This is a genomic window from Nocardioides marinisabuli (genome assembly GCF_013466785.1).
Lineage (GTDB): Bacteria > Actinomycetota > Actinomycetes > Propionibacteriales > Nocardioidaceae > Nocardioides > Nocardioides marinisabuli.
The window spans coordinates 2,514,379-2,534,395 of sequence record NZ_CP059163.1; the positions used below are offsets into that span (position 1 = coordinate 2,514,379).

The 20,017-nt window shown below is 72.7% G+C and carries 19 protein-coding genes; 14 read left to right on the forward strand and 5 right to left on the reverse strand.

Going from position 1 to position 20,017, the window contains the following annotated elements; all coding sequences use genetic code 11:
* Window positions 1-3: 3 nt before the first annotated feature.
* Genes H0S66_RS12035 through H0S66_RS12045 form a run of 3 tightly spaced genes read right to left on the reverse strand, consistent with a single transcriptional unit; the run spans window position 4 to window position 3,837 of the window.
* On the reverse strand, window positions 4-1,209 hold the full coding sequence (locus H0S66_RS12035) for an acyl-CoA dehydrogenase family protein (RefSeq protein WP_218876304.1): 1,206 nt from the start codon (window positions 1,207-1,209) through the stop codon (window positions 4-6).
* Window positions 1,206-2,084, reverse strand: coding sequence for an alpha/beta fold hydrolase (locus H0S66_RS12040; protein WP_218876305.1), 879 nt, complete (start codon window positions 2,082-2,084; stop codon window positions 1,206-1,208). The genes H0S66_RS12035 and H0S66_RS12040 overlap by 4 nt, the downstream gene beginning before the upstream one ends.
* A 7-nt stretch (window positions 2,085-2,091) precedes the next feature.
* Window positions 2,092-3,837 carry a PHA/PHB synthase family protein gene (locus H0S66_RS12045; RefSeq protein WP_179615597.1) on the reverse strand — a complete coding sequence of 582 codons (1,746 nt, stop codon included), beginning with the start codon at window positions 3,835-3,837 and terminating at the stop codon, window positions 2,092-2,094.
* 134 nt (window positions 3,838-3,971) lie between these two features.
* Between H0S66_RS12045 and H0S66_RS12050 the strand changes: the two genes are divergently transcribed.
* The 3 genes from H0S66_RS12050 to ychF all read left to right on the forward strand — a co-directional run bounded on the left by H0S66_RS12050 (window position 3,972) and on the right by ychF (window position 6,080).
* Complete coding sequence (locus H0S66_RS12050) at window positions 3,972-4,406, forward strand: acyl-CoA thioesterase (protein ID WP_218876306.1); 435 nt, start codon at window positions 3,972-3,974, stop codon at window positions 4,404-4,406.
* Between the two features lie 74 nt (window positions 4,407-4,480).
* Window positions 4,481-4,969, forward strand: coding sequence for a pyridoxamine 5'-phosphate oxidase family protein (locus H0S66_RS12055; protein ID WP_218876307.1), 489 nt, complete (start codon window positions 4,481-4,483; stop codon window positions 4,967-4,969).
* A gap of 34 nt (window positions 4,970-5,003) precedes the next feature.
* Window positions 5,004-6,080, forward strand: coding sequence for a redox-regulated ATPase YchF (gene ychF / locus H0S66_RS12060; RefSeq protein WP_179615598.1), 1,077 nt, complete (start codon window positions 5,004-5,006; stop codon window positions 6,078-6,080).
* A 37-nt stretch (window positions 6,081-6,117) separates the two neighbouring features.
* Here the strand turns inward: ychF and H0S66_RS12065 are convergent, their stop codons facing one another.
* On the reverse strand, window positions 6,118-6,885 hold the full coding sequence (locus tag H0S66_RS12065; RefSeq protein WP_218876308.1) for an IclR family transcriptional regulator: 768 nt from the start codon (window positions 6,883-6,885) through the stop codon (window positions 6,118-6,120).
* 142 nt (window positions 6,886-7,027) lie between these two features.
* Between H0S66_RS12065 and H0S66_RS12070 the strand changes: the two genes are divergently transcribed.
* The 11 genes from H0S66_RS12070 (at window position 7,028) to H0S66_RS12120 (ending at window position 19,384) form a co-directional block, all read left to right on the forward strand.
* Window positions 7,028-7,975 (forward strand): sugar kinase, encoded by a 948-nt coding sequence (locus tag H0S66_RS12070; protein WP_179615600.1) that lies wholly within the window; start codon window positions 7,028-7,030, stop codon window positions 7,973-7,975.
* The gene (locus H0S66_RS12075; protein ID WP_179615601.1) at window positions 7,972-8,625 is read left to right on the forward strand and encodes a bifunctional 4-hydroxy-2-oxoglutarate aldolase/2-dehydro-3-deoxy-phosphogluconate aldolase; all 654 of its coding nucleotides are present in this window, start codon (window positions 7,972-7,974) and stop codon (window positions 8,623-8,625) included. Before H0S66_RS12070 ends, H0S66_RS12075 begins: the two co-directional genes overlap by 4 nt.
* Window positions 8,626-8,707: 82 nt before the next feature.
* Window positions 8,708-9,982, forward strand: coding sequence for an ABC transporter substrate-binding protein (locus H0S66_RS12080; RefSeq protein WP_179615602.1), 1,275 nt, complete (start codon window positions 8,708-8,710; stop codon window positions 9,980-9,982).
* Window positions 9,983-10,045: 63 nt separating this feature from the next.
* Complete coding sequence (locus H0S66_RS12085; RefSeq protein WP_179615603.1) at window positions 10,046-10,993, forward strand: carbohydrate ABC transporter permease; 948 nt, start codon at window positions 10,046-10,048, stop codon at window positions 10,991-10,993.
* Complete coding sequence (locus H0S66_RS12090) at window positions 10,990-11,931, forward strand: carbohydrate ABC transporter permease (protein ID WP_179615604.1); 942 nt, start codon at window positions 10,990-10,992, stop codon at window positions 11,929-11,931. The genes H0S66_RS12085 and H0S66_RS12090 overlap by 4 nt, the downstream gene beginning before the upstream one ends.
* Before the next feature lie 83 nt (window positions 11,932-12,014).
* Window positions 12,015-12,779, forward strand: a complete 765-nt coding sequence (locus H0S66_RS12095) for an SDR family NAD(P)-dependent oxidoreductase (RefSeq protein WP_179615605.1) — start codon at window positions 12,015-12,017, stop codon at window positions 12,777-12,779.
* Window positions 12,776-14,701, forward strand: coding sequence for a heparinase II/III domain-containing protein (locus H0S66_RS12100; RefSeq protein ID WP_179615606.1), 1,926 nt, complete (start codon window positions 12,776-12,778; stop codon window positions 14,699-14,701). The genes H0S66_RS12095 and H0S66_RS12100 overlap by 4 nt, the downstream gene beginning before the upstream one ends.
* A complete protein-coding gene (locus H0S66_RS12105; RefSeq protein ID WP_179615607.1) occupies window positions 14,698-16,737 on the forward strand; it encodes a DUF4962 domain-containing protein in 2,040 nt (679 codons plus the stop codon). Before H0S66_RS12100 ends, H0S66_RS12105 begins: the two co-directional genes overlap by 4 nt.
* A complete protein-coding gene (locus H0S66_RS12110) occupies window positions 16,734-17,390 on the forward strand; it encodes a hypothetical protein (protein ID WP_179615608.1) in 657 nt (218 codons plus the stop codon). The genes H0S66_RS12105 and H0S66_RS12110 overlap by 4 nt, the downstream gene beginning before the upstream one ends.
* Window positions 17,387-18,583: an MFS transporter gene (locus H0S66_RS12115; RefSeq protein ID WP_179615609.1), complete on the forward strand. Its 1,197-nt coding sequence runs from the start codon at window positions 17,387-17,389 to the stop codon at window positions 18,581-18,583. Before H0S66_RS12110 ends, H0S66_RS12115 begins: the two co-directional genes overlap by 4 nt.
* A gap of 27 nt (window positions 18,584-18,610) precedes the next feature.
* Window positions 18,611-19,384: an SDR family oxidoreductase gene (locus H0S66_RS12120; protein ID WP_179615610.1), complete on the forward strand. Its 774-nt coding sequence runs from the start codon at window positions 18,611-18,613 to the stop codon at window positions 19,382-19,384.
* On the opposite strand, the gene H0S66_RS12125 is transcribed toward H0S66_RS12120, so the two are convergent.
* A complete protein-coding gene (locus H0S66_RS12125; RefSeq protein WP_179615611.1) occupies window positions 19,371-19,880 on the reverse strand; it encodes a DUF2243 domain-containing protein in 510 nt (169 codons plus the stop codon). The genes H0S66_RS12120 and H0S66_RS12125 overlap by 14 nt on opposite strands.
* Between the last annotated feature and the right edge of the window lie 137 nt (window positions 19,881-20,017).

The window sequence follows — 20,017 nt, forward strand, 5'->3', positions numbered from 1 at the left end:
TGCTCAGACGAAGGCGCTCTCACCGGTGATGGCGCGCCCGACGATGAGGGTGTTGATCTCGCGGGTGCCCTCGTAGGAGTAGATGGCCTCGGCGTCGGCGACGAAGCGGCCGACGTGGTGCTCGAGCAGGATGCCGTTGCCGCCGAGCACCTCGCGCGCCCAGCCGACCGTCTCGCGCATCCGCACGGTGCTGTGCACCTTGCACAGCGAGGCGTGCTCGTCGCGCAGCAGCCCGGCGTCCTGCAGCTGGGAGGCGCGCACGTTCATCGCGGTGCCGGCGGTGACGTTGGAGAGCATCTTGACCAGCAGGTCCTGCACCAGCTGGAAGGAGGCGATCGGCCGGCCGAACTGCTCGCGCGCCTTGGTATAGCGCACGGCGTGCTCGTAGGCGCCGCGCGCGCAGCCGACGGCCTGCCAGGCCACGCCCATCCGGGTCACCCGCAGCACCTCGGAGGTGCTGGCGAAGCTGGTGGCGCCCTGGAGGCGGTGGGTCTCGGGCACGTGCACGTCGCGCAGGTGGATCTCGGAGTTCTGCACGACCCGCAGCGCGATCTTGTCCTGCTGGACCTCGAAGGTCATCCCCTCGGTGCCCTTCTCGACGACGAAGCCCTTGACCTCGCCGTCGTCCTCGTCGCGCGCCCAGATGATCACCAGGTCGGCGAAGGAGGCGTTGCCGATCCACTTCTTCTCGCCGTTGAGCACCCAGCCGTCGCCGTCGCGGCGGGCGGTCGTGGCCAGGCCCATCGAGATCGCCGAGCCGACGTCGGGCTCGGTGAGGCCGAAGGCGCCGATCAGCTCCATCCGCGCCATCGCCGGCAGCCACCGCTCGCGCTGCTCCTCGGAGCCGCACAGCTGGATCGAGCCCATCGCCAGCCCGCCGTGGACCCCCATGAAGGTGCCGATGGAGGGGTCGATGCGGCTGAGCTCCATCGCCACCATGCCGTCGACCAGCGCGCCCCGGGCCGGGCAGCCGGGGCCGTCGTAGGCCAGGCCGGCGATCCCCAGCTCGGCGATCGCCGGCACCAGCTGGTGGGGGAACTCGCCCCGGGTCCAGTGCTCGTTGATGACCGGCTCGACCTCGCGGGTCATGAACGCCCGCACCCGGCTCAGCAGCTCGCGGTCCTGCTCCTCGAGCAGCAGCTCGAAGCCCAGGAAGTCGGAGAAGGGGGAGTCGTGCAGGTCGGCGACCTCGGGCTCGTGGGCGTTCACGCGGGGGCCTTTCCGTCGGGTTCGATGTAGGGACGCAGGCCGAGCAGGAACTGCTCGACCACCGGCACCAGGCGCTCGGCCTCGGTGACGATGTCGAGGTGGCCGCCCTCGTAGAGGTGCAGCCGGGCGTGGGGGATCAGCCGCGCCTGCAGCCGCGGGTTGGCGACCGGGATGATCGGGTCGTCGGTGCCGCCCATCACCAGCGTCGGCTGCCGCAGCAGCCGCAGGAACGGCAGGCTCGTCCAGCCGGCCATCGCGCCCAGCTGGTAGTAGTAGCCGCGGCGGGGGCCCGACCGGGTCACCGAGTGCAGCAGCCGGGCGCCCTTGGCGGGGTCGGTGCGCATCGTGCCGCCGTAGATGTCGCCGGCGATCCGCGCGGCGTACTCGGGGTCGCGGTGGCGGCGCGGGGTCGACATCTTGAGCAGCACCGAGGGGTGCGCCGGCACCATCAGGGCGCCGGTGCCGGTCGCGACCAGCACCACGCGGCGTACCCGCCGACGGTGCTGGACCGCCAGCTGCTGGGCCAGCCCGCCGCCCCACGAGAGGCCGAGCACGTCGAAGCGCTGGTGCCCGAGCCCGGCCATCAGCCGGGTGACCCAGGAGGCCAGCGCCGCGATCGGGTACGGCGTCGGCGGCAGCGCGCTGCCGCCCACTCCGGGCACGTCGAAGCGCACCACGCCGCGGCGCGGGTCGAGGGCGTCGACCAGCGGCTGGAGCACCTCGAAGGAGACCCCGATGCCGTTGCACAGCAGCAGCGGCGGCTCGTTGACGAAGGGCCCCACGCCCTCGCGCACCGAGATCCGCGCGGTGATGCCGCGCACCGAGACCGAGCGGACCCGGTCGGGGGCGGCGTCGGACGAGGCGGGGGTGCCCACGGGCGGCTCAGCGGTCGTGGACATAGGTGCCCGGGGCCGCGCAGACCGGCTCGTAGGCGGCGGAGCCGGTGCGTCGCGGCCGGTTGCGCTCGGGTCCGCTGCGCTCGGCCAGCCAGTCGACGTAGTCGCTCCACCAGCTGCCCCTGACCTTGGTGGCGCCGGCCAGCCACTCGGCGGCCCCGGGCGGGTTGGTGTCGCGGGTCTGGAAGCTGGCCTTCTCGTTGCTCGGCGGGTTGACCATGGCGGCGATGTGGCCGCTGGTGGACAGCACGAACCGCGAGTCGCCACCCAGCAGCTGGGTGGTGCGGTAGCAGGACTCCCACTGGCACAGGTGGTCGGCGATGCCGGCCACGACGTAGGAGTCGACGTCGACCTTGCCCAGGTCGACCGGCGAGCCGAGCATCGTCGCGGCGTCGGGCTCGACCAGCGCGTTGCGCACCGCGAGGTCCATGAAGTCGCGGTGCATGGCCGCGGTCATCCGCACCGGGTCGGCGTTCCAGTAGAGGATGTCGAAGGCCTTGGGGGCGTGGCCCATCAGGTAGTTGTTGACCCAGTAGTTCCAGATCAGGTCGTTGGGCCGCAGCCACGCGAAGATCTCAGCCAGCGCCCGGCCGTCGAGGTAGCCCTTCTCCCGGGAGGCACGCGTCGAGGCGGCGGCGCCCTTGTGGGAGAGCAGCGCGCTGGGCAGGCCGGCCTGGTGCTGGTCGAGCACCGTGACGGCGAGGCTGAAGGCCGCGACCCGGCCCAGGTCGCCGGTGGCGGCGAGATGCGCCATCACCATCGAGGCGATCATCCCGCCCGAGCAGATCCCGAGCAGCGCGACCTGCTCCTGGCGCGAGATGTCCTGCGCGGCGGTCATCGCCTCGAGGATCGACTGGCCGTAGGTGTCCAGGCCCCAGTCGGCGTGCCGGGCGTCGGGGTTGCGCCAGGAGATGCAGTAGACCTGCTGGCCGGCCTGCACCAGGTGCTCGACCAGGCTGCGCTGCTCGGCGAGGTCGATGACGTAGTACTTGTTGATCGTCGGCGGCACGATCAGCAGCGGCACGCTGCGCACCTTGGTGGTCTGCGGGGTGTACTGGATGAGCTCGAAGACGTCGGTGCGCAGCACCACGTCGCCGGGGGTGACCGCGACGTCCTCGCCGACCGAGAAGGCGTCGGGCTCGACCATCGAGGGCACCCGGGGCGAGGTCGCGAAGTCCTTGACGAAGCGCCGCCCACCGGCCAGCAGGTTGCCGCCGCCGGTGTCGATGGTCCGCTTGAGCACCTTGGGGTTGAGCGCGGGGCTGTTGGTGGGGGAGAGGGCCTCGACGACGTTGTCGACGATGAAGCCCATCCGCTGGGAGTCGCCGTAGCCGAGGTTCGCGTCGGCGACCAGCCCGCGCAGCGCCTGCCCGGTGGCCAGGTAGCTCTGCAGGGTGCGCTTGAGGAAGGGGTTCTTGGCCCAGGCCTCGTCGGCGAAGCGACGGTCCTTGGGGTGGGGCCCGACCTCGGAGCGACCGACCTGCACGCGGGCCAGCTCGGCGGCCAGCCCCGCGGCCCGCCCGGCCACGGCGCCCGGACGGCGCGCCAGGCCGGCGGCCAGGCGCACCCCCGACATGCCGGGCAGGAACCGGCGCAGCGGGCCGCGCCCGGCCTCGGAGAGCAGCAGGTCGAGGGGGGTGCTGAGCTCGGAGGCCCCCGGTTCGTCGCGGGACCGGGCCTCGGCGATGCGGTCGTCGGCCCGGCGAGCGGGCTCGGTGCGGGTGGCGGTCATGGTGTTCCCTCCCGAGGACGTCGAGCCCCGGCACCGGGTCGGCACCAGGGCACGTCCCGAGTGTGACCCACACCACCACACCGGTGTCACCACCCCCGTCGTACGACGGGACGGGCGCGGGCACACTGGGCGCCGTGACCGACACCTCCACCGACCTGCCGGGTCTCGACGACTTCCCCGCCCGCAGCCGCGACAAGCTGCGCTACGGCGACACCGACCGGCAGGGCCACGTCAACAACGCGGTCTTCTCGACCCTGCTCGAGACCGGCCGCGTCGAGCTGCTCTACCCCGGTGACGGGACCACGATGAGCGACGAGGGTGCCGCGTGGGTGATCGTGCGCATCGAGCTCGACCTGGTCGGCGAGATCACCTGGCCGGGCAGCGTCGACATCGGCACCCGGGTGGCCAAGGTCGGCCGCTCCTCGGTGACCATGCAGCAGGGCCTCTTCCAGGACGGCCGCGCCGTCGCCCGCGCCACCACGGTGATCGTGCAGATGGACGACAAGACCCGCGGGTCCCGGCCGCTGAGCGAGGAGCTGGCGGAGCGGTTCCGCGCCCTTCAGGGGTGACCTGCGGGGGTGACCTGGGGGCCGGTGGGCCGACGTACGTTCGAGGTGACCCGACCCGCTCCCCAGGAGGCCCCGTGACCAGCAGCCACACCGACGACGAGCAGCGCGTGCTCGACCTCGTCAACGACGCGAAGATCGCGATGCTGACCTACGTCGACCCCAGCGGCAAGCTGCTGAGCAAGCCGATGGCCACCCAGGACACCGACGTCGACGGCTCGCTCTACTTCATCGCCGAGCTGCACTCCGAGAAGGTGCAGGCGCTGCAGGCCGACCCGCGGGTCAACGTCTCCTACAGCGACCGCGGCTCCTGGGTCTCGATCGCCGGCACCGCGTCGGTGGTCGACGACGAGGCCAGGCTCGCGGAGCTGTGGAGCGCCTTCACCGACTCGTGGCTGCAGGGCGGGCCGGACAACCCGGAGAACATCCTGATCGAGGTCGACGCCGAGACCGCGGAGTTCTGGGACGCCCCCGGCGGCTCCAAGGTCGTGCAGCTGGCCAACCTGGTGAAGGCGAAGGTCGCCGGCTCGCGCATCGAGGGCGACAACGAGACCGTCGAGATGTGACCGGGCGTCGCAGCGACACCTAGACTCACCGCCCGTGGCTCTCACCATCGGCATCGTCGGTCTCCCCAACGCGGGCAAGTCGACCCTCTTCAACGCCCTGACCAAGAACGACGTGCTTGCGGCGAACTACCCGTTCGCCACCATCGAGCCGAACGTCGGCGTCGTGGGCGTCCCCGACGACCGGCTGCCCCGCCTGGCCGAGGTCTTCGGCTCGGCCAAGCAGCTGCCGGCGACCGTGGAGTTCGTCGACATCGCCGGCATCGTGCGCGGCGCCTCGGAGGGCGAGGGCCTGGGCAACAAGTTCCTCTCCCACATCCGGGAGTCGGCCGCGATCTGCCAGGTGACCCGGGTCTTCCGCGACGAGGACGTCACCCACGTCGACGGCGAGGTGAACCCGCAGAGCGACATCTCGACCATCCAGACCGAGCTGATCCTGGCCGACCTGCAGACGGTCGAGAAGGCGATCCCGCGCCTGGAGAAGGAGGCGAAGGGCAACAAGGACCTCGCCCCCGTCGTGGCCGCGGCCAAGGAGGCGCTGGCCCACCTCGAGGCCGGCACGCCGGTCATCGACACCGACCTCGACACCGCGCTGCTGCGCGAGCTGTCGCTGCTGACCGCGAAGCCCTTCATCTACGTCTTCAACTGCGACGCCGACGAGCTGGCCGACGAGGACCTCAAGCAGCAGATGCGCGACCTGGTCGCGCCGGCCGAGGCGATCTTCCTCGACGCGAAGTTCGAGTCCGAGCTCGTCGAGCTCGGCGACGAGGACGAGGCCCGCGAGATGCTCGCCGAGATGGGCGTCACCGAGCCCGGCCTCGACGTGCTCGCCCGCGTCGGCTTCGACACCCTGGGCCTGCAGACCTACCTGACCGCCGGCCCCAAGGAGACGCGGGCCTGGACGATCAAGAAGAACGCCACCGCCCCCGAGGCCGCCGGTGTCATCCACACCGACTTCCAAAAGGGCTTCATCAAGGCCGAGATCGTCTCCTTCGACGACCTGATGGAGCACGGCACCATGCAGAAGGCCAAGGAGGCCGGCAAGGTGCGCATGGAGGGCAAGGACTACGTCATGGCCGATGGCGACGTGGTGGAGTTCCGCTTCAACGTCTGAGCGCGCCGCCTGGCGGGGAGCTGGCGCCGCCTCGCGCTCACACGCCGGCGAGGACCCGGGAGTGCACCTCGAGGACCAGCTCGATCGCGCGCGCCTCGAGGGCCGCGTCGAGCCGGAACATCGGGATGGAGATGCTGATGGCGTCGGTGGCCGGGCCGGGGGAGGCCGGCGGCAGCGCGGCCGCGAAGCACCGGATGCCCGCGCTGTTCTCCTCGTTGTCGGTCGCGTAGCCGTCGCGCCGCACCCGGGCCAGCTCGGCCAGCAGCGCGTCGTGGTCGGTGACGGTGTGGTCGGTCAGGGCCACCAGCTCCTCGGGCAGCATCGCCAGCACCGCCTCGTCGGTGTACGTCGCCAGCACCGCCTTGCCCAGCCCGGTCGCGTGCGCCGGCAGTCGGCGCCCGATGGCTGAGTAGAGCCGCACCGGGTGGGTCGAGTCGCGCTTGGCCAGGTAGACCACGTCGGAGCCGTCGAGGCGCCCCAGGTGCGTGGCCTCGCCGATCTCGGCGGAGATCCAGTCGAGGGTCCGCGCGGTGCGGGTGACCATGTCGTCGGTGTCGACGAAGGAGGAGCCCACCCGCAGCGCCCGCAGCCCCAGGCTGAAGCGGGTGCCGGTGGCGTCGCTGACCACCCAGTTGCGCTGGGTCAACGTGCGCAGGATGCCGTGCAGGCTGCTCTTGGGGATGCCCAGGTCACGCGACAGGTCGCCCAGGCTCGGGGGCTGGCGCGCGTCGGCCAGGGCCTCGAGCACCGCCAGCGTGCGATCGGCTGACTTGACCGGCTGGAAGCCGTCGATCTCGTCACTCACAGGGGGTCCTCTCGAGCGCGCGCGGCGCCGGTCGGTCAGGCATCGAGATTCAGTATAGGGATTGACATTCAGTATGACGTACGGCACATTCATGTCTGTGACCAACGTTCAAGAGTGTGAACCGGCTGCGAGCCACGACGTGGTGACCCTCGGTGAGCCGCTCATCTGCCTGACCGCCGCCGACGGACGCCTGCCCTCGACCAGCCACCTTGTGAAGTCGGTGGTGGGCGCGGAGTCCAACGTGGCCATCGGCCTGGCCCGCCTCGGCCGCTCCTCGGCCCTGGTCAGCCGCGTCGGGCAGGACCCCTTCGGCGACGAGGTCGTGCGCACCCTGCGCGGCGAGGGCGTCGACACCCGCTGGATCGTCCGCGACCCCGACGAGGTCACCGGCCTGATGATCAAGGAGCGCCGCGCGCCCGACGACATCCACGCCTACTACTACCGCCGCGGCTCGGCGGCGGCCGGCCTCACGCCCGCCGACGTCGACGAGCAGGCCGTGGCGGGGGCGCGCCGGGTGCACGTCACCGGCATCACCCTGGCCCTGGGCCAGGGCCCCCGCGAGGCCACCGCCCGCATGGTCCAGCTCGCCGGCGAGAGCGGCGTCCCGGTCAGCTTCGACCCCAACTTCCGGCTCAAGCTCTGGTCCGAGCAGGATGCCGCCACGATGAGCGTGGCCTTCCTGCCCTCGGTGAGCGACCTGCTCGTCGGCGAGGACGAGCTGCTGGCGATGGCCCAGGTCGGCGGCGCCGCCCGCGGCCTGCCCGCCGCGCTGCGCTGGCTGGAGTCCTACGACCTGTGCTCCGTCGTGGTCAAGCGCGGCGCCGCCGGCGTCGTGGGCGTCAAGGACGGCGTCTGCCTCGAGCGCCCGGCCTACCCCGTGGCCGCGGTGGTCGACACCGTCGGCGCCGGTGACGCCTTCAACGTCGGCTACCTGCACGCCACGCTCGGCGGCGCCGACCTCGGCGACGCCCTCGACTCCGGTCGCTGGGTGGCCAGCCGCGTGGTCTCCCACCTCGGTGACTACGAGGGCCTGCCCAGCGCCAGCGAGTACGCCGCCCACCTCGCCGAGGAGGAGGTGGCCCCGCGATGACCGCCACCACTGAGATCGCCAACGCGACCGGCCCCGACCTGCGCACCCTGCTGCCCGGCCCCTCCGTGCTGGCGGTGCTGCGCACCCGCACGGCGCGCACGGCCGTCGAGATGGCCGCCCCGCTCAAGGCCGGCGGCATCACGGTGCTCGAGGTGACCACCACGGTCCCCGACGCCGCAGGCGTGATCCGCGAGCTCGCGGGCGACCCGGAGCTGCTGGTCGGCGCCGGCACGGTCACCACCACCGCCCAGCTCGACGAGGTGCTCGCGGCCGGGTCCCGCTTCGTCGTCTCCCCGGGCCTCGACGAGGACGTCCTCGTGGCCGGCCTGGCCGCGGGCGTCCCCACCGTGCCCGGCGTCCTGACCCCGACCGAGGTCATCCGGGCGCGGGCGCTCGGCGCCGGCACCATCAAGCTCTTCCCGGCCGACACCGTCGGCATCGCCCACCTCCGGGCCCTGCAGTCGGTCTTCCCCGACACCGGGTTCATCCCCACGGGCGGGGTCGACGCCACGAGCATCGCGGGCTGGCTCGGCGCCGGCCCGGTCGCCGTCGGCGTCGGCAGCGTCCTGGAGAAGACGTACGTCGACCACGGAGCCGCCGCGCTGGAGGCGTTGGCGGCCGAGCTGGTCGCCCACCTCGAGAAGCACTGAGTAGCACCCAGCACCACCGAGCCACCCAGGCACAGCACCACCCACAGCCACACCCACAGCCACACCACAAGGAGCAGCAGAGATGAGAAGCAGGACAACCGGGGCCCTCGCGGCTCTCGCCGTGACCGCCGCCGTGAGCCTGTCGGCCTGCGGTGGCGGGGGCAACGCCGCCGACGGCACCACCGAGCTGAAGCTGCTCACCCCGATCTTCGAGGGTGAGAGCGGCAAGCAGGTGCTCGAGGAGGAGCTCCTGCCGCAGTTCGAGAAGGAGAACCCGGGCGTCACCGTCTCGGTCGACTACACCGACTACGGCAGCCTCAACGAGAAGCTGACCACCTCGATCGCCAGCGGCCTGGTGCCCGACGTGATGATGATGGGCGTCGGCTGGATCGAGGGCTTCGCCGACAAGGGCGTGCTCCAGGGCCTCGGCGAGTTCGGCATCGACTACGACGAGCTGTCCGACGAGGTCACCGCCGAGGTGCTCGACGCCGGCATGTGGGAGGACGAGCTCTACGCCGTCCCGATCATGCTCGACACCCGCATCGGCATCGCCCGCAAGGACCTGCTGGCCGAGGCCGGCTTCGACGAGCCGCCCGCCGACTGGGAGGAGATGCGCGAGTACGCCGTCGCCCTCACCGAGCGCGACGGCGACAAGCTCCAGCAGGCCGGTCTCGACGTGATGACCCTCGACCCGCGCCAGATGTTCGAGGTGCTGCTCTTCTCCAACGGCGGCAGCCTCTTCAACGACGACCTGAGCGCGCCGGCCTTCAACTCGCCCGAGGGCGTCGAGGCCCTGCAGTACGTCGTCGACCTGGTGCGCGAGGACCGCGTCGAGGACATCGGCTACTCCAGCGCCGACGTCGACACCTACCCGGTGGTCAACGGCCGCGCGGCGATGATGATCGGCCACAACGACGTGTGGGTGAAGGCCCAGGCCTCCAACCCCAAGGTCGCCGAGCAGCTGGTGCCCTTCATGGTCGACGGCACCGAGGAGGCCATGTTCCACGGCGGCACCCTGGTGGCCATGTCGGCCCGCTCGCAGGAGAAGGAGGCGGCCGCGGCCCTGCTGGAGTTCCTCACCAGCGCCGAGGCCTCGCTGGCCGCCAGCGAGCAGCGCGGCAACGTGCCGGCCCGCACCGAGCTGCTGGAGTCCGACTACGTGCAGTCCAACCCGATGGTGCAGTTCGCCATGGAGAACCTCGACAAGGCCCACCCCGAGGGTGGCGTGCCCGAGTGGCTCGAGATCCGTGGTGACTTCGCGGCGGCCGTCGAGGCCGCGCTCCTGGGCCAGAAGACGCCCCAGGAGGCGCTCGACGACCTGGCCGCGGACGCCCAGGCGGCGATGGACCGCTCCTGACGCCCGGCGGCGTGCCCGGACCCCGGGCACGCCGCCCCCTGACCCGACCACTTGAGGTGCACGATGACCCAGACAGCGCATGACGCGGCCCAGCTGGCCGCCCCCGCCGCCCGAGACGCCGGCCCGCCCCCGCGGGGCCGTGGCTCGATGGCGCGCACGCAGAGGCGGACCGGGTGGCTGATGGTCGCCCCCGCGGTGATCCACGTGGGCATGTGGATCGCCCTGCCGGTGCTCGCCACGATCGTCCTCAGCTTCACCGACTACTCGGTCTTCGACAGCCCGCGGTTCATCGGCCTCGACAACTACACCGAGCTCTGGAACGACGACGTCTTCCGCAAGGCGACGATCAACACGATCGTCTACACCTTCTTCACCGTCCCGTTCTCGATGGCCATCGCGGTGGTGATCGCGGTGCTGCTGAACCAGAAGCTGCGCGGCCGGGCGATCTACCGGGCGGCGTTCTTCCTGCCCCAGGTCACCGCCACCGTCGCGATCGCCATGGTCTGGCTGTGGATGTACGACCCGCAGTTCGGCCTCTTCAACGGGTTCCTGTCGTTCTTCGGCATCCCGGGCCAGGCGTGGTTGGCCAACCCCGACTTCGCGCTCGGCTCGGTGATCCTGGTCGGGATCTGGCAGGGCATCGGCCTGAAGATGCTGATCTACATCGCGGCCCTGCAGAACATCGACCCCGGTCTCTACGAGGCCGCCTCGATGGACGGCGCCTCGAGCGTGCGCCAGTTCTTCTCCATCACCCTGCCGATGCTCAAGCCGGCCACGTTCTTCGTGTTCGTCGTCTCGATCATCTCGGCGTTCCAGGTCTTCGACCAGATCTACGTGCTGACCAACGGCGGACCCGCCAACGCGACCACGATGATGACCTACGAGGTCTACCGCAGCGCCTTCCAGAACTTCCGGATGGGCATGGCCTGCGCGCAGTCGGTCGTCCTCTTCGCCTTCCTGCTGGTCCTGACCGTGGTCAACCGACGACTCACCGGAGGCGACGAGGCATGAGCACCACCGCACCCCACCTGGACGCCCCCGAGGCGCAGACCGCCCCGAGCGCACCGCCCCACGCCCCGCAGAGCCGGCGGCCCAAGCCGGTGGCCCGCGTGGTCCTGCACGTGGTCCTGGCGCTCTCGGCGCTGACGATGATCCTGCCCTTCGCCTGGATGATCCTGACGTCGCTGAAGACGCCCGCCGACCTGGCGCAGTTCCCGCCGTCGTTCCTGCCCGAGGACTGGGCCTGGAGCAACTACTCCGAGGCGCTGCAGGCGGCCCCGTTCGCCACCTACTTCCGCAACAGCATGATCATCTCGGTGGGCCACACCGTCATCACCGTCGTCTTCGGCGCGATGGCCGGCTACGCCCTGGCCCGGGTCCAGTTCCGGGGCCGCGAGCTGATCTTCCTGGCCTTCGTCGCGATGCTGATGATCCCGACGTACACCAAGATCGTGCCGCAGTTCCTGATCGTGAAGTTCATGCCGCTCTTCGGCGGCAACGACATCTTCGGCCAGGGCGGCAGCGGCTGGCTCGACTCCTGGTGGGCGCTGATCGTGCCCGGCGGGCTGAGCCCCTTCGCGATCTTCCTGTTCCGCCAGTTCTACCTCTCGCTGCCCAAGGAGCTGGAGGAGGCCGCCCGCCTCGACGGGGCCGGCGAGCTGGCGATCTGGGCGCGGGTCTACACCCCGCTCATCAAGCCGGCCATCGCCACGGTGTCCCTGCTGACCTTCCAGGACAGCTGGAACAACTTCCTGTGGCCGCTGCTGGTCACCACCCGTGACGACCTGCGCGTGATCCAGGTCGGCCTGGCGGTCTTCCAGCAGGAGGGCACCACCCAGTGGGCCTACCTGATGGCCGGCACCACCCTGGCGACCGTGCCGATGGTGCTGCTCTTCCTCTTCGCCCAGCGCTACTTCATCCAGGGCTTCACCAACGCCGGCATCAAGTAGCCGGCACGCCCCCCCCCGAGCACCACCCCGCACCACCAGCACGACCGCAGCACGACCACACCACGACAAGAAAGCGACTCATCATGACTCTCGACCTCACCGGACGCCGCGCCCTCGTCACCGGCGGCGGCAGCGGCATCGGCCGCGCGGTCGTCGCCGCCCTCGTCGAGGCGGGCGCCGACGTGGCCGTCCACTACGCCCACAGCTCCGAGGGTGCGGCCCAGGCCGTCGCCGACGCCGAGGCGGCCGGACGCCGCGCGGTGGCCATCGGCGCCGACCTGACCGACTCCGCCCAGGCGCAGCGCTGCGTCGAGGAGGCGACGGCGTACCTCGGCGGGCTCGACGTGCTCGTCAACAACGCCGGCCACCTGGTCGGCCGCAGCCCGGTCGAGGAGATGAGCGACGAGTTCTTCCGCCAGGTCATCGACCTCAACATCTCCACCGCCTTCTTCGTCACCCGCGCCGCCACCAAGGCGCTGCGGGCCTCGGGCAGCGGCCGGGTCGTCAACATGGCCTCGCTCGCGGCCGAGAACGGCGGCGGGCCGGGCTCGGTGGCCTACGCCACCGCCAAGGCCGGGATGCTCGGCTTCACCAAGGGCCTGGCCAAGGAGCTCGCCGGCGACGGGGTCACCGTCAACGCCGTGGCGCCCGGCTTCATCGGCGAGACCGCCTTCCACGAGACCTTCACCGCCCCCGAGGCGCGCGAGCGGATCGTGTCGGGCGTGCCGCTGCAGCGGGCCGGCACCCCGGCCGACGTGGCCGGCGCCGTGTGCTACCTGGCCTCCGACCTGGCCGCCTACGTGACCGGCGAGACCATCGACGTCAACGGTGGTGTGCTCACCCGGTGACTGCCCCGACCGCGGACGCCCCCACCCCGCAGCGCCCCGTCGTCCCGTCGGGGCGCGCCGGGTGGTGGCACGACTACGTCTGCCCCACCCACGGCACCGAGCTGCTCCACGACCCCGACCGGGTCGAGGGGGAGCCGCACCTGTGCCCGCACGGCTGCCGGCTCTCGGGCGCCGAGCTCGACGGCGCCTGGCGGGTGCTGTCCCACCAGGCCTGCGCCCGCACGCTGCGCACCAGCGCGCGCCGCTACCTGCGCACCGGTGACGCCGGCGACCGGGCGCTCGCGGTCGGCCTCGTGCACGACTACGTGGAGGTCTACCGCGAGGTCCTGGCCGCCGGCTGGAGCTCCTCGTCGCAGGAGTGGATGCTGCGCGGCAAGCTCTTCTCGCAGGCCCTGACCGAGTCGATCTGGGGGGTGGCCGTCGCCGACGGCGTGCTGGCCCTGGCGACCGGGTCGGCCGTGCACGGCCACGACGCGGCCGACCTGCAACCCGCGCGCGACCTGCTCACGCCGCTGGGCGAGACCGTGCACGCCGCGCGCCGCACCCTGGTCGAGGAGCGCGGCGAGCTGCGCAACAACTACACCGCCTGGCTCGACGCCGCCGGTGCCCTGTGTGCCCGCGCGAGCCTCGCCCTCGGCGACGAGGCTGCCGACCTCGAGCAGTGGCAGGAGGGCCCGCACGGCCTGCACGCCTTCCTCGAGGCCGCCGTCGGCGACGACGGCTGGGAGTGGGAGGGCTCGACGTACTACCACCTGTTCGTGCTGCGCGCCTGCCTGCTCGGCCTGGGCGGCAGCGCCCCCCGCTCGCTGCCCGAGCCGGTCGCCGACCGGCTCGAGCGGATGCTCGCGGTGCTCGTCGGGCTGGCCACCGAGGCCGGGGTGCTGCCGGTGCTGCACGACGGGCCGTACGCCCGGGTGCCCGCCCAGCAGGAGCTCCTCGAGGTCGCGGTGCTCGGTCGCCAGCTGGTCGACCTGCCCGGTCTCGACCGGCTCGAGGCGCACGCCCGCGCCGCCCTCACCCCGGCCGGCACGGGCCTCGAGGACGATCTCGACGGCTGGTTCGACGGGCCGCCCCGCGCGGCGCGCGAGCCCCGGCCGGCCCGGTCGGTGCACTGGCCCGAGGCCGGCTTCCTGGTGCTGCGCCCGCCCTCGGGCCGCTGGCAGGCCGTCGTCGACGCCGGCCCGCACGGCGGCAGCCACGGCCACCACGACAAGCTCGGGCTCTACCTCTACGGGCGCGAGGAGCAGTGGCAGCCGGCACCCGGCGTGCCGCCGTACGCCAGCCACCTGCGCCTGCAGCACTACGCCCGCACCCTGGCCCACCCCACCGTGCGCGTCGACGACGCCGATCAGGCACCCTGCACCGGTCGGGTGGCCCGCTGGGAGACCACCGAGCGGGGCGCCCGCGCGAGCGTGGCCGCCGACGACGCCTACGACGGCGTACGCCTCGAGCGGCACCTGGAGATGACCGAGCGCTACCTGCTCGACGCCGTCCTGGTGCGCGCCGAGACCCCGCGCACCCTCGACCTCGGCCTGCGACCCGCGGCCGGGATCGCCGTGCAGGGCGGCGCCGACCACTGGCGCACCACCTGGGGCAGCGGCGCCCAGGAGGGCTCCGAGCTCGTCGCCCTGCACGTCGCCTCCGGGCCCTCCGCCTTCCGGGTCGTGCCCGGGCGCGGGCCCTCCGACGACCCCGCCCGGGTGCTGCCCGTCGTCGACTGGCACGCCGAGGGCGACCAGGTCTGGTTCGTCTCGGCCTACCAGCCCGCCGACGACCCGCACGGCCCGCGCTCGGTGCAGGTGCGCACCACGCCCGAGGGCCTCACCGTCGAGGTGGGCCTGGGCGACGGCACCACCGAGACACACCGGCTCCACCCGCTCCCTCCGACCACCCCCACCACACCAGCAGAGGACCCCCAGTGAGCGACCCGACCACGACCACCACCCGCCCCGGCCCCGACGGCGGCTCCGACGACGGCGCCGGCCGGCTCCTGCTCGAGGGCCGTCTCGACGCGCTGCGCGAGGAGGTCACCACGGTGCGCCGGGTGCAGTTCAAGCGGCTGCTGGGGGAGTGCGAGCGCTACCGCTCGATGGAGCTGCCGACCGAGCACCCGAGCGCGAGCATCACCTACTTCGGCCCGGCCGCGGCCAACCTGGCGCTGGCCTACCGCCTGACCGGCCAGCAGCACTTCCTCACCGAGCTCGAGCGCTGGCTCGAGTCGCCGCTGGGCTTCCCGCACTGGGGCAAGGCCAACATGCCCGACCACGACCTCGACGCCGGGTGGATCCTGCACGGGCTCTCGCTGGCGCTGTCCTGGGCCGGCGACGCGCTGCCCGAGGAGACCCGCGAGCGCCTCGAGGCCAAGCTGCTGCTGCAGGGCCGCCGGCTCTACGACTTCGCGGTCGAGTCGGAGGGCGGCTGGTGGTCCTCGTCGTACTGGCAGAACCACAACTGGATCTGCTACGCCGGGCTGGCCACCGCCGGCTACGTGCTCGCGCCGCGCCACCCCGAGGCCAAGGCCTGGACCGAGCGGGCCAAGGAGAACTTCACCGAGGTGCTCGGGCTGCTGCCCGAGGACGGCTCCAACAACGAGGGCGTCGTCTACTGGCGCTACGGCGTCCCGTGGATCGTCAGCTACCTCGACGTGCTCGAGGCCGCCGAGGGCATCGACCTCTTCGAGGGCAGCGACTACCTGCGCCACACCTTCTACTACCGGCTCTACCAGGCCGCGCCCGACCTCGAGCGCATCATCAACCACGGCGACTGCCACGACCGGCGCAGCGGCCACAGCGTCTCGATGTACTACAAGCTCGCCTCGAAGTACCGCCTCGGGCACGCCCAGTGGCTCGCCGACCGGGTCAGCGAGCGCTTCTACTGGCGCGAGGCCTACGAGAGCGGGGTCAAGCCGGGCGTGCGCCCCGAGGCCTACCAGGAGCTGCTCTGGTACGACCCCAGCGTCGAGCCCGAGCCCGTCGACACCTTGCCGACCAGCCGGTTCTTCGCCGACCTCGGTCTCGTGGTCGGGCGCACCTCGTGGGACGACGACGCGGTGATGGTCTCCTTCAAGGCCTCGCCCGGCGGCGGGCACAAGGCGTGGGAGTCCTCGCACCGGCTCGACCGCGAGCGCGGCTGGCGCACCCTCAACGCCGGGCACCACCAGCCCGACGCCGGCACCTTCACGCTGCTGGGCCACGACGCCTACCTGGCGATCGACGAGGGCTACTCCAACCGCAAGCGCCACGGCCACCAGAACGGCATCCTGGTCGACGGGCAGGGCTTCGCCAACGAGGACCGCTACCACGTCTACGAGGACCTCGCCGAGCACCACGTCGCCCGGATCACCGAGACCGTCCTGGAGGCCGGCTGGACCTGCGCCTCCAGCGAGACCGGCGCCATGTACGCCGACGAGCTCGGCGTGCGCCGGGTCGACCGGCACCTCGCGCTGTCGCCGCGCGGCACCCTGCTGGTCGTCGACCACCTGGAGAGCGAGACCCCGCGCACCTGGTCGTGGCTGCTGCACGCCGACCACCCCTTCGACGTCGCCGACGGCACCGCCCTGACCGAGGCCGCCCCCGGCCGGCTGCGGGTCTCCGGCCCCGCGCCGGGCGACGCGACCTGGTCGACCCGGCCCACCGAGGTCTTCGCCAACCCGACCGCGAGCACCCCGAGCCTGGCGGTGCAGAGCGTGCAGCACACCCTGGTGCGCGAGACCGGGCCCACCACCCGGGCGGTCCTGGTCAGCGTGCTCGAGCCGCTCGCGTGGCACGACGACACGCCCTCCTCCGCCCACGTGCGCGAGCAGGACGGCACAGTGGTGGTCGGGATCAGCCGAGGAGGGGTCGTGGAGGAGCTGGCAGTGGCGCTGGAGGACGGCGCCGACGCGAAGGCCGCGCTGGCCGGGGAGTGCGCCGCCGCGGGCACCCGGATCGCCGTCGGCACGTCGTCGCTGGGCGGGTGAGCACGCTGCGTCGCCCCTCCGGCCGTGGTGCCGGTGCCGGCCCCGGTTGGGAGGGGGCGGCGCTGCGCTGGTTGGCCTACCCCGCCAACCTGGCGTTCGCCGGCATCGCCGGCTTCGTCATCGCGCTGGGCGTGGTGACCTGGCTGTGCGCCGCCGTGGCGCTGGTGCGGGCGCTGCAGCGCTGGCTCGAGGACGACCTCGACACGGTCTTCACCACCACCTTCCGCGAGCTCGCCGCCACCTGGCGGCGCACCCTGCCGCTCAGCGTCGCGGCCACGGTCGTGGTGGCGCTGGTGGTGGCCGACGTGGTCTTCCTGGCGACCCGGTCGTCGCCGTGGGCGGTGCTGCTGCTGGCCGCGCTGGTGCCGCTGGCGGCGCTGGGTGCCCTGGTGGTGGCCCACCTGCCGGCCGCGGCGGCGCTGGCCCGAGACGGCTCGGCGCGGCAGTGGCTGCGGCTGGCCCTGGGGCTGGTCGTGACGGCCCCCGCCCGCTCCGCGGGGGTGCTGGTCGTGCTGGTCACCTGGGTCGCGCTGTGCACGGTCCTGCCGACGCTGGTGCCGGTGCTGGGCCTGAGCGTGCCCGGCCTGGCCGCCCTGGTCGCGGCCCGGCGCACCGTGGAGCGGCACGGCAGCCTGCTCGGACGCCCCGCATGACCAGCAGCGACACGAGACCGGGCCGCACCCGCCTCGAGGCGCCGCTGCTGGTGCTGCTCGCCGACACCTTCACGATGGCGGTCGGCTTCTACATGCTGGTGCCGCTGCTGGCCTACCACCTGCTCAACAACCTGGCGCTCACCGTGGGCGTGGTCGGGGTGCTGGCCGCGATCCGCGGCGCCAGCCAGCAGGGGCTGATGCCCTGGTCGGGCCTGCTGGCCGACCGGCTGGGGCACCGGCGGGCGATCGCGACGGGCGTGCTGCTGCGCGCCACCGGCTTCGGGCTCTTCGCCGTCGTCACCACGGTGCCGGGGCTGGTCGTGGCCAGCGTCCTCGCCGGGCTCGGCGGCTCGCTGTTCCACCCCGCCAGCTACGCGGCGTACACGCTGCTCTCCGGCGAGCGCAACCGGGTGCAGGTCTACTCGCTGCGCGAGATCCTCAGCAACCTCGGGTTCGTCTGCGGGCCGCTGCTGGGCGGGCTGCTGGCCGGCTTCGACTTCCAGTGGGTCGCCGCGGCGTCGGCCGGGCTGTTCCTGGTCGCCTTCGTCATCACCCTGGTCGGGCTGCCCCGCGACATGCACGCCGAGGGCACCGCGCCCGACCCCGCCGGGCTGTTGCCGGTGCTGCGCGACCGGCCGTTCCTGGGCTTCTGCGCGCTGGTGGCCGGCACCTGGGTGCTGGTCTCCCAGCTCTACCTCGCGGTGCCGGTGCTGGCCCGCGACGTGCTGCCGAGCTCGGTGGGCCTGGGTGCGGTCTACTCGCTGGCGGCGGTGGTGATGGTCGTGGTGATGCTGCCGATGACCCGTGCGGCCGACCGCTGGCTGGCGCCGCGGCAGTCGCTGGCCCTGGCCACGCTCGGGCTCGCCGCGGGCCTGGTGGTGATGGGGCTGTGGCAGAGCGCCGTCGGGCTGTCGGTCGGCGTCGTGGTCTTCACCCTGGGCCAGGTGCTCTTCTCGCCGATCATGAACTCGGAGGTCTCGCGCTACGCCGACCCCTCCTCGGTCGCCTCCTACTTCGGCGTGCACGGCCTGGCGCTGGCGATCGGCGGTGTCGTGGGCAACCTCGGCGGCGGCTTCATGTACGGCCGCCTCGGCGGCACCGACGCCGCCGCGGTGCCGTGGCTGGTGCTCGGGGGCTGGGGCCTGGTGGTCTGCGCGCTGTTCCTGCGGCGCTCGCGCCCCGTGCCCGCCTGAGGCCGGGCGCCTGCGATGCTGGCGCGCATGACACGTCGATCCGTCCTGGTCACCGGCGCCGCCGCCGGCATCGGCCGCGCCGTCGCCCGCCGCTTCGCCGCCGAGGGCTGGCTGGTCGGGGCGTACGACGTCGACGAGCCCGGCCTGGCCTCGCTCGCCGCCGAGCTGGGCGATGCCGTCGTGACCGGCCACCTCGACGTGCGCGACGCCGACCAGTGGCGCGCCGGTCTCGCGACGCTGACCGCGCACACCGGCGGGACCCTCGACGTGCTGGTCAACAACGCCGGCATCCTGGTGGCCGGGCGCTTCGCGGACGTCCCGCTCGAGGCCCAGCAGCGCGAGGTCGACGTCAACGTGACCGGCGTGGTCAACGGCTGCCACACCGCGCACCCCTACCTGGCAGCCACGCCGGGCGCGCACGTGGTCAACCTGGCCTCGGCCTCGGCGATCTACGGCCAGCCCGAGCTGGCGACGTACTCGGCGACCAAGTTCGCGGTGCGCGGGCTGACCGAGGCGCTCGACCTGGAGTGGGCCGCCGACGACATCACCGTGCGCGCGCTGTGGCCGTTATTCGTGCAGACCGCGATGACGCAGGGCGTCGAGACCGCCTCGACCCGCTCGCTGGGCGTCCGGCTCACCGCCGACGACGTGGCCGCGGAGGTGCTCGCCGCGGTCCGCCCCGGTCGGCGGCTCAGCGCGCACCGCGCGGTCGGGCGGCAGGCGCAGCTGATGCTGGGCTCGGCCGGGGTGACGCCGAGCTGGCTGCTGCGGGCGGTCAACCGCCGCATCAACGCGGGCTGAGCCGCGCGGCGCCGCGTCGGTGCAGCAGCCACCCGCCGATCACCAGGAGCGCCCCGGCGGCCAGGAAGCCCAGGTCCCACGACAGCGGCGCGCCCAGGTCGTCGCGCACGTGGTGCACGCCCAGGAGCTGGTGGTTGACCAGGCCCTCGACCAGGTTGAAGACGCCCCAGCCGGCGAGCACCAGCCCGAAGTGGAAGCTCCAGCTCGGCGCGAGGCGCCCCTGCTGCCAGGTGCGGATCGCCAGCACCGAGGCGAGCAGCAGCAGCAACCAGGTGGCGACGTGGAAGAAGCCGTCGGCCAGCGTGTTGGCCTCCAGCCCCGCCAGGGTGGTGGTGGGGTAGTCGTCGACGTCGCTGACCATGTGGTGCCACTGCAGGATCTGGTGCAGCACGATGCCGTCCACGAAGCCGCCGAACCCGAGGCCGTAGACCAGGCCGAACGACCTCGAGGGCAGGCCGGTCGAGGTGCCGCTCGCTGTGGTGGGTGCGTCGTCCATGCTGGTCGGCTACCCGGCCCGCGCGGCGCGGAAACCACCCGTGGGAGCGGGGCGGGGACGGCTCCGGGTCGCTCGGGCCGCTCGGGATGAGGTGGCGCCACCGTCGGCGACGTAGGTTCGCGGTGACGTGCCGCACA

Coding starts and splice junctions, on each gene's coding strand:
- H0S66_RS12085 (WP_179615603.1), top strand. CDS start 10,046: ATGACCCAGACAGCGCATGACGCGGCCCAGCTGGCCGCCCCCGCCGCC.
- H0S66_RS12075 (WP_179615601.1), top strand. CDS start 7,972: ATGACCGCCACCACTGAGATCGCCAACGCGACCGGCCCCGACCTGCGC.
- H0S66_RS12095 (WP_179615605.1), top strand. CDS start 12,015: ATGACTCTCGACCTCACCGGACGCCGCGCCCTCGTCACCGGCGGCGGC.
- H0S66_RS12125 (WP_179615611.1), bottom strand. CDS start 19,880: ATGGACGACGCACCCACCACAGCGAGCGGCACCTCGACCGGCCTGCCC.
- H0S66_RS12090 (WP_179615604.1), top strand. CDS start 10,990: ATGAGCACCACCGCACCCCACCTGGACGCCCCCGAGGCGCAGACCGCC.
- H0S66_RS12080 (WP_179615602.1), top strand. CDS start 8,708: ATGAGAAGCAGGACAACCGGGGCCCTCGCGGCTCTCGCCGTGACCGCC.
- H0S66_RS12120 (WP_179615610.1), top strand. CDS start 18,611: ATGACACGTCGATCCGTCCTGGTCACCGGCGCCGCCGCCGGCATCGGC.
- H0S66_RS12115 (WP_179615609.1), top strand. CDS start 17,387: ATGACCAGCAGCGACACGAGACCGGGCCGCACCCGCCTCGAGGCGCCG.
- H0S66_RS12045 (WP_179615597.1), bottom strand. CDS start 3,837: ATGACCGCCACCCGCACCGAGCCCGCTCGCCGGGCCGACGACCGCATC.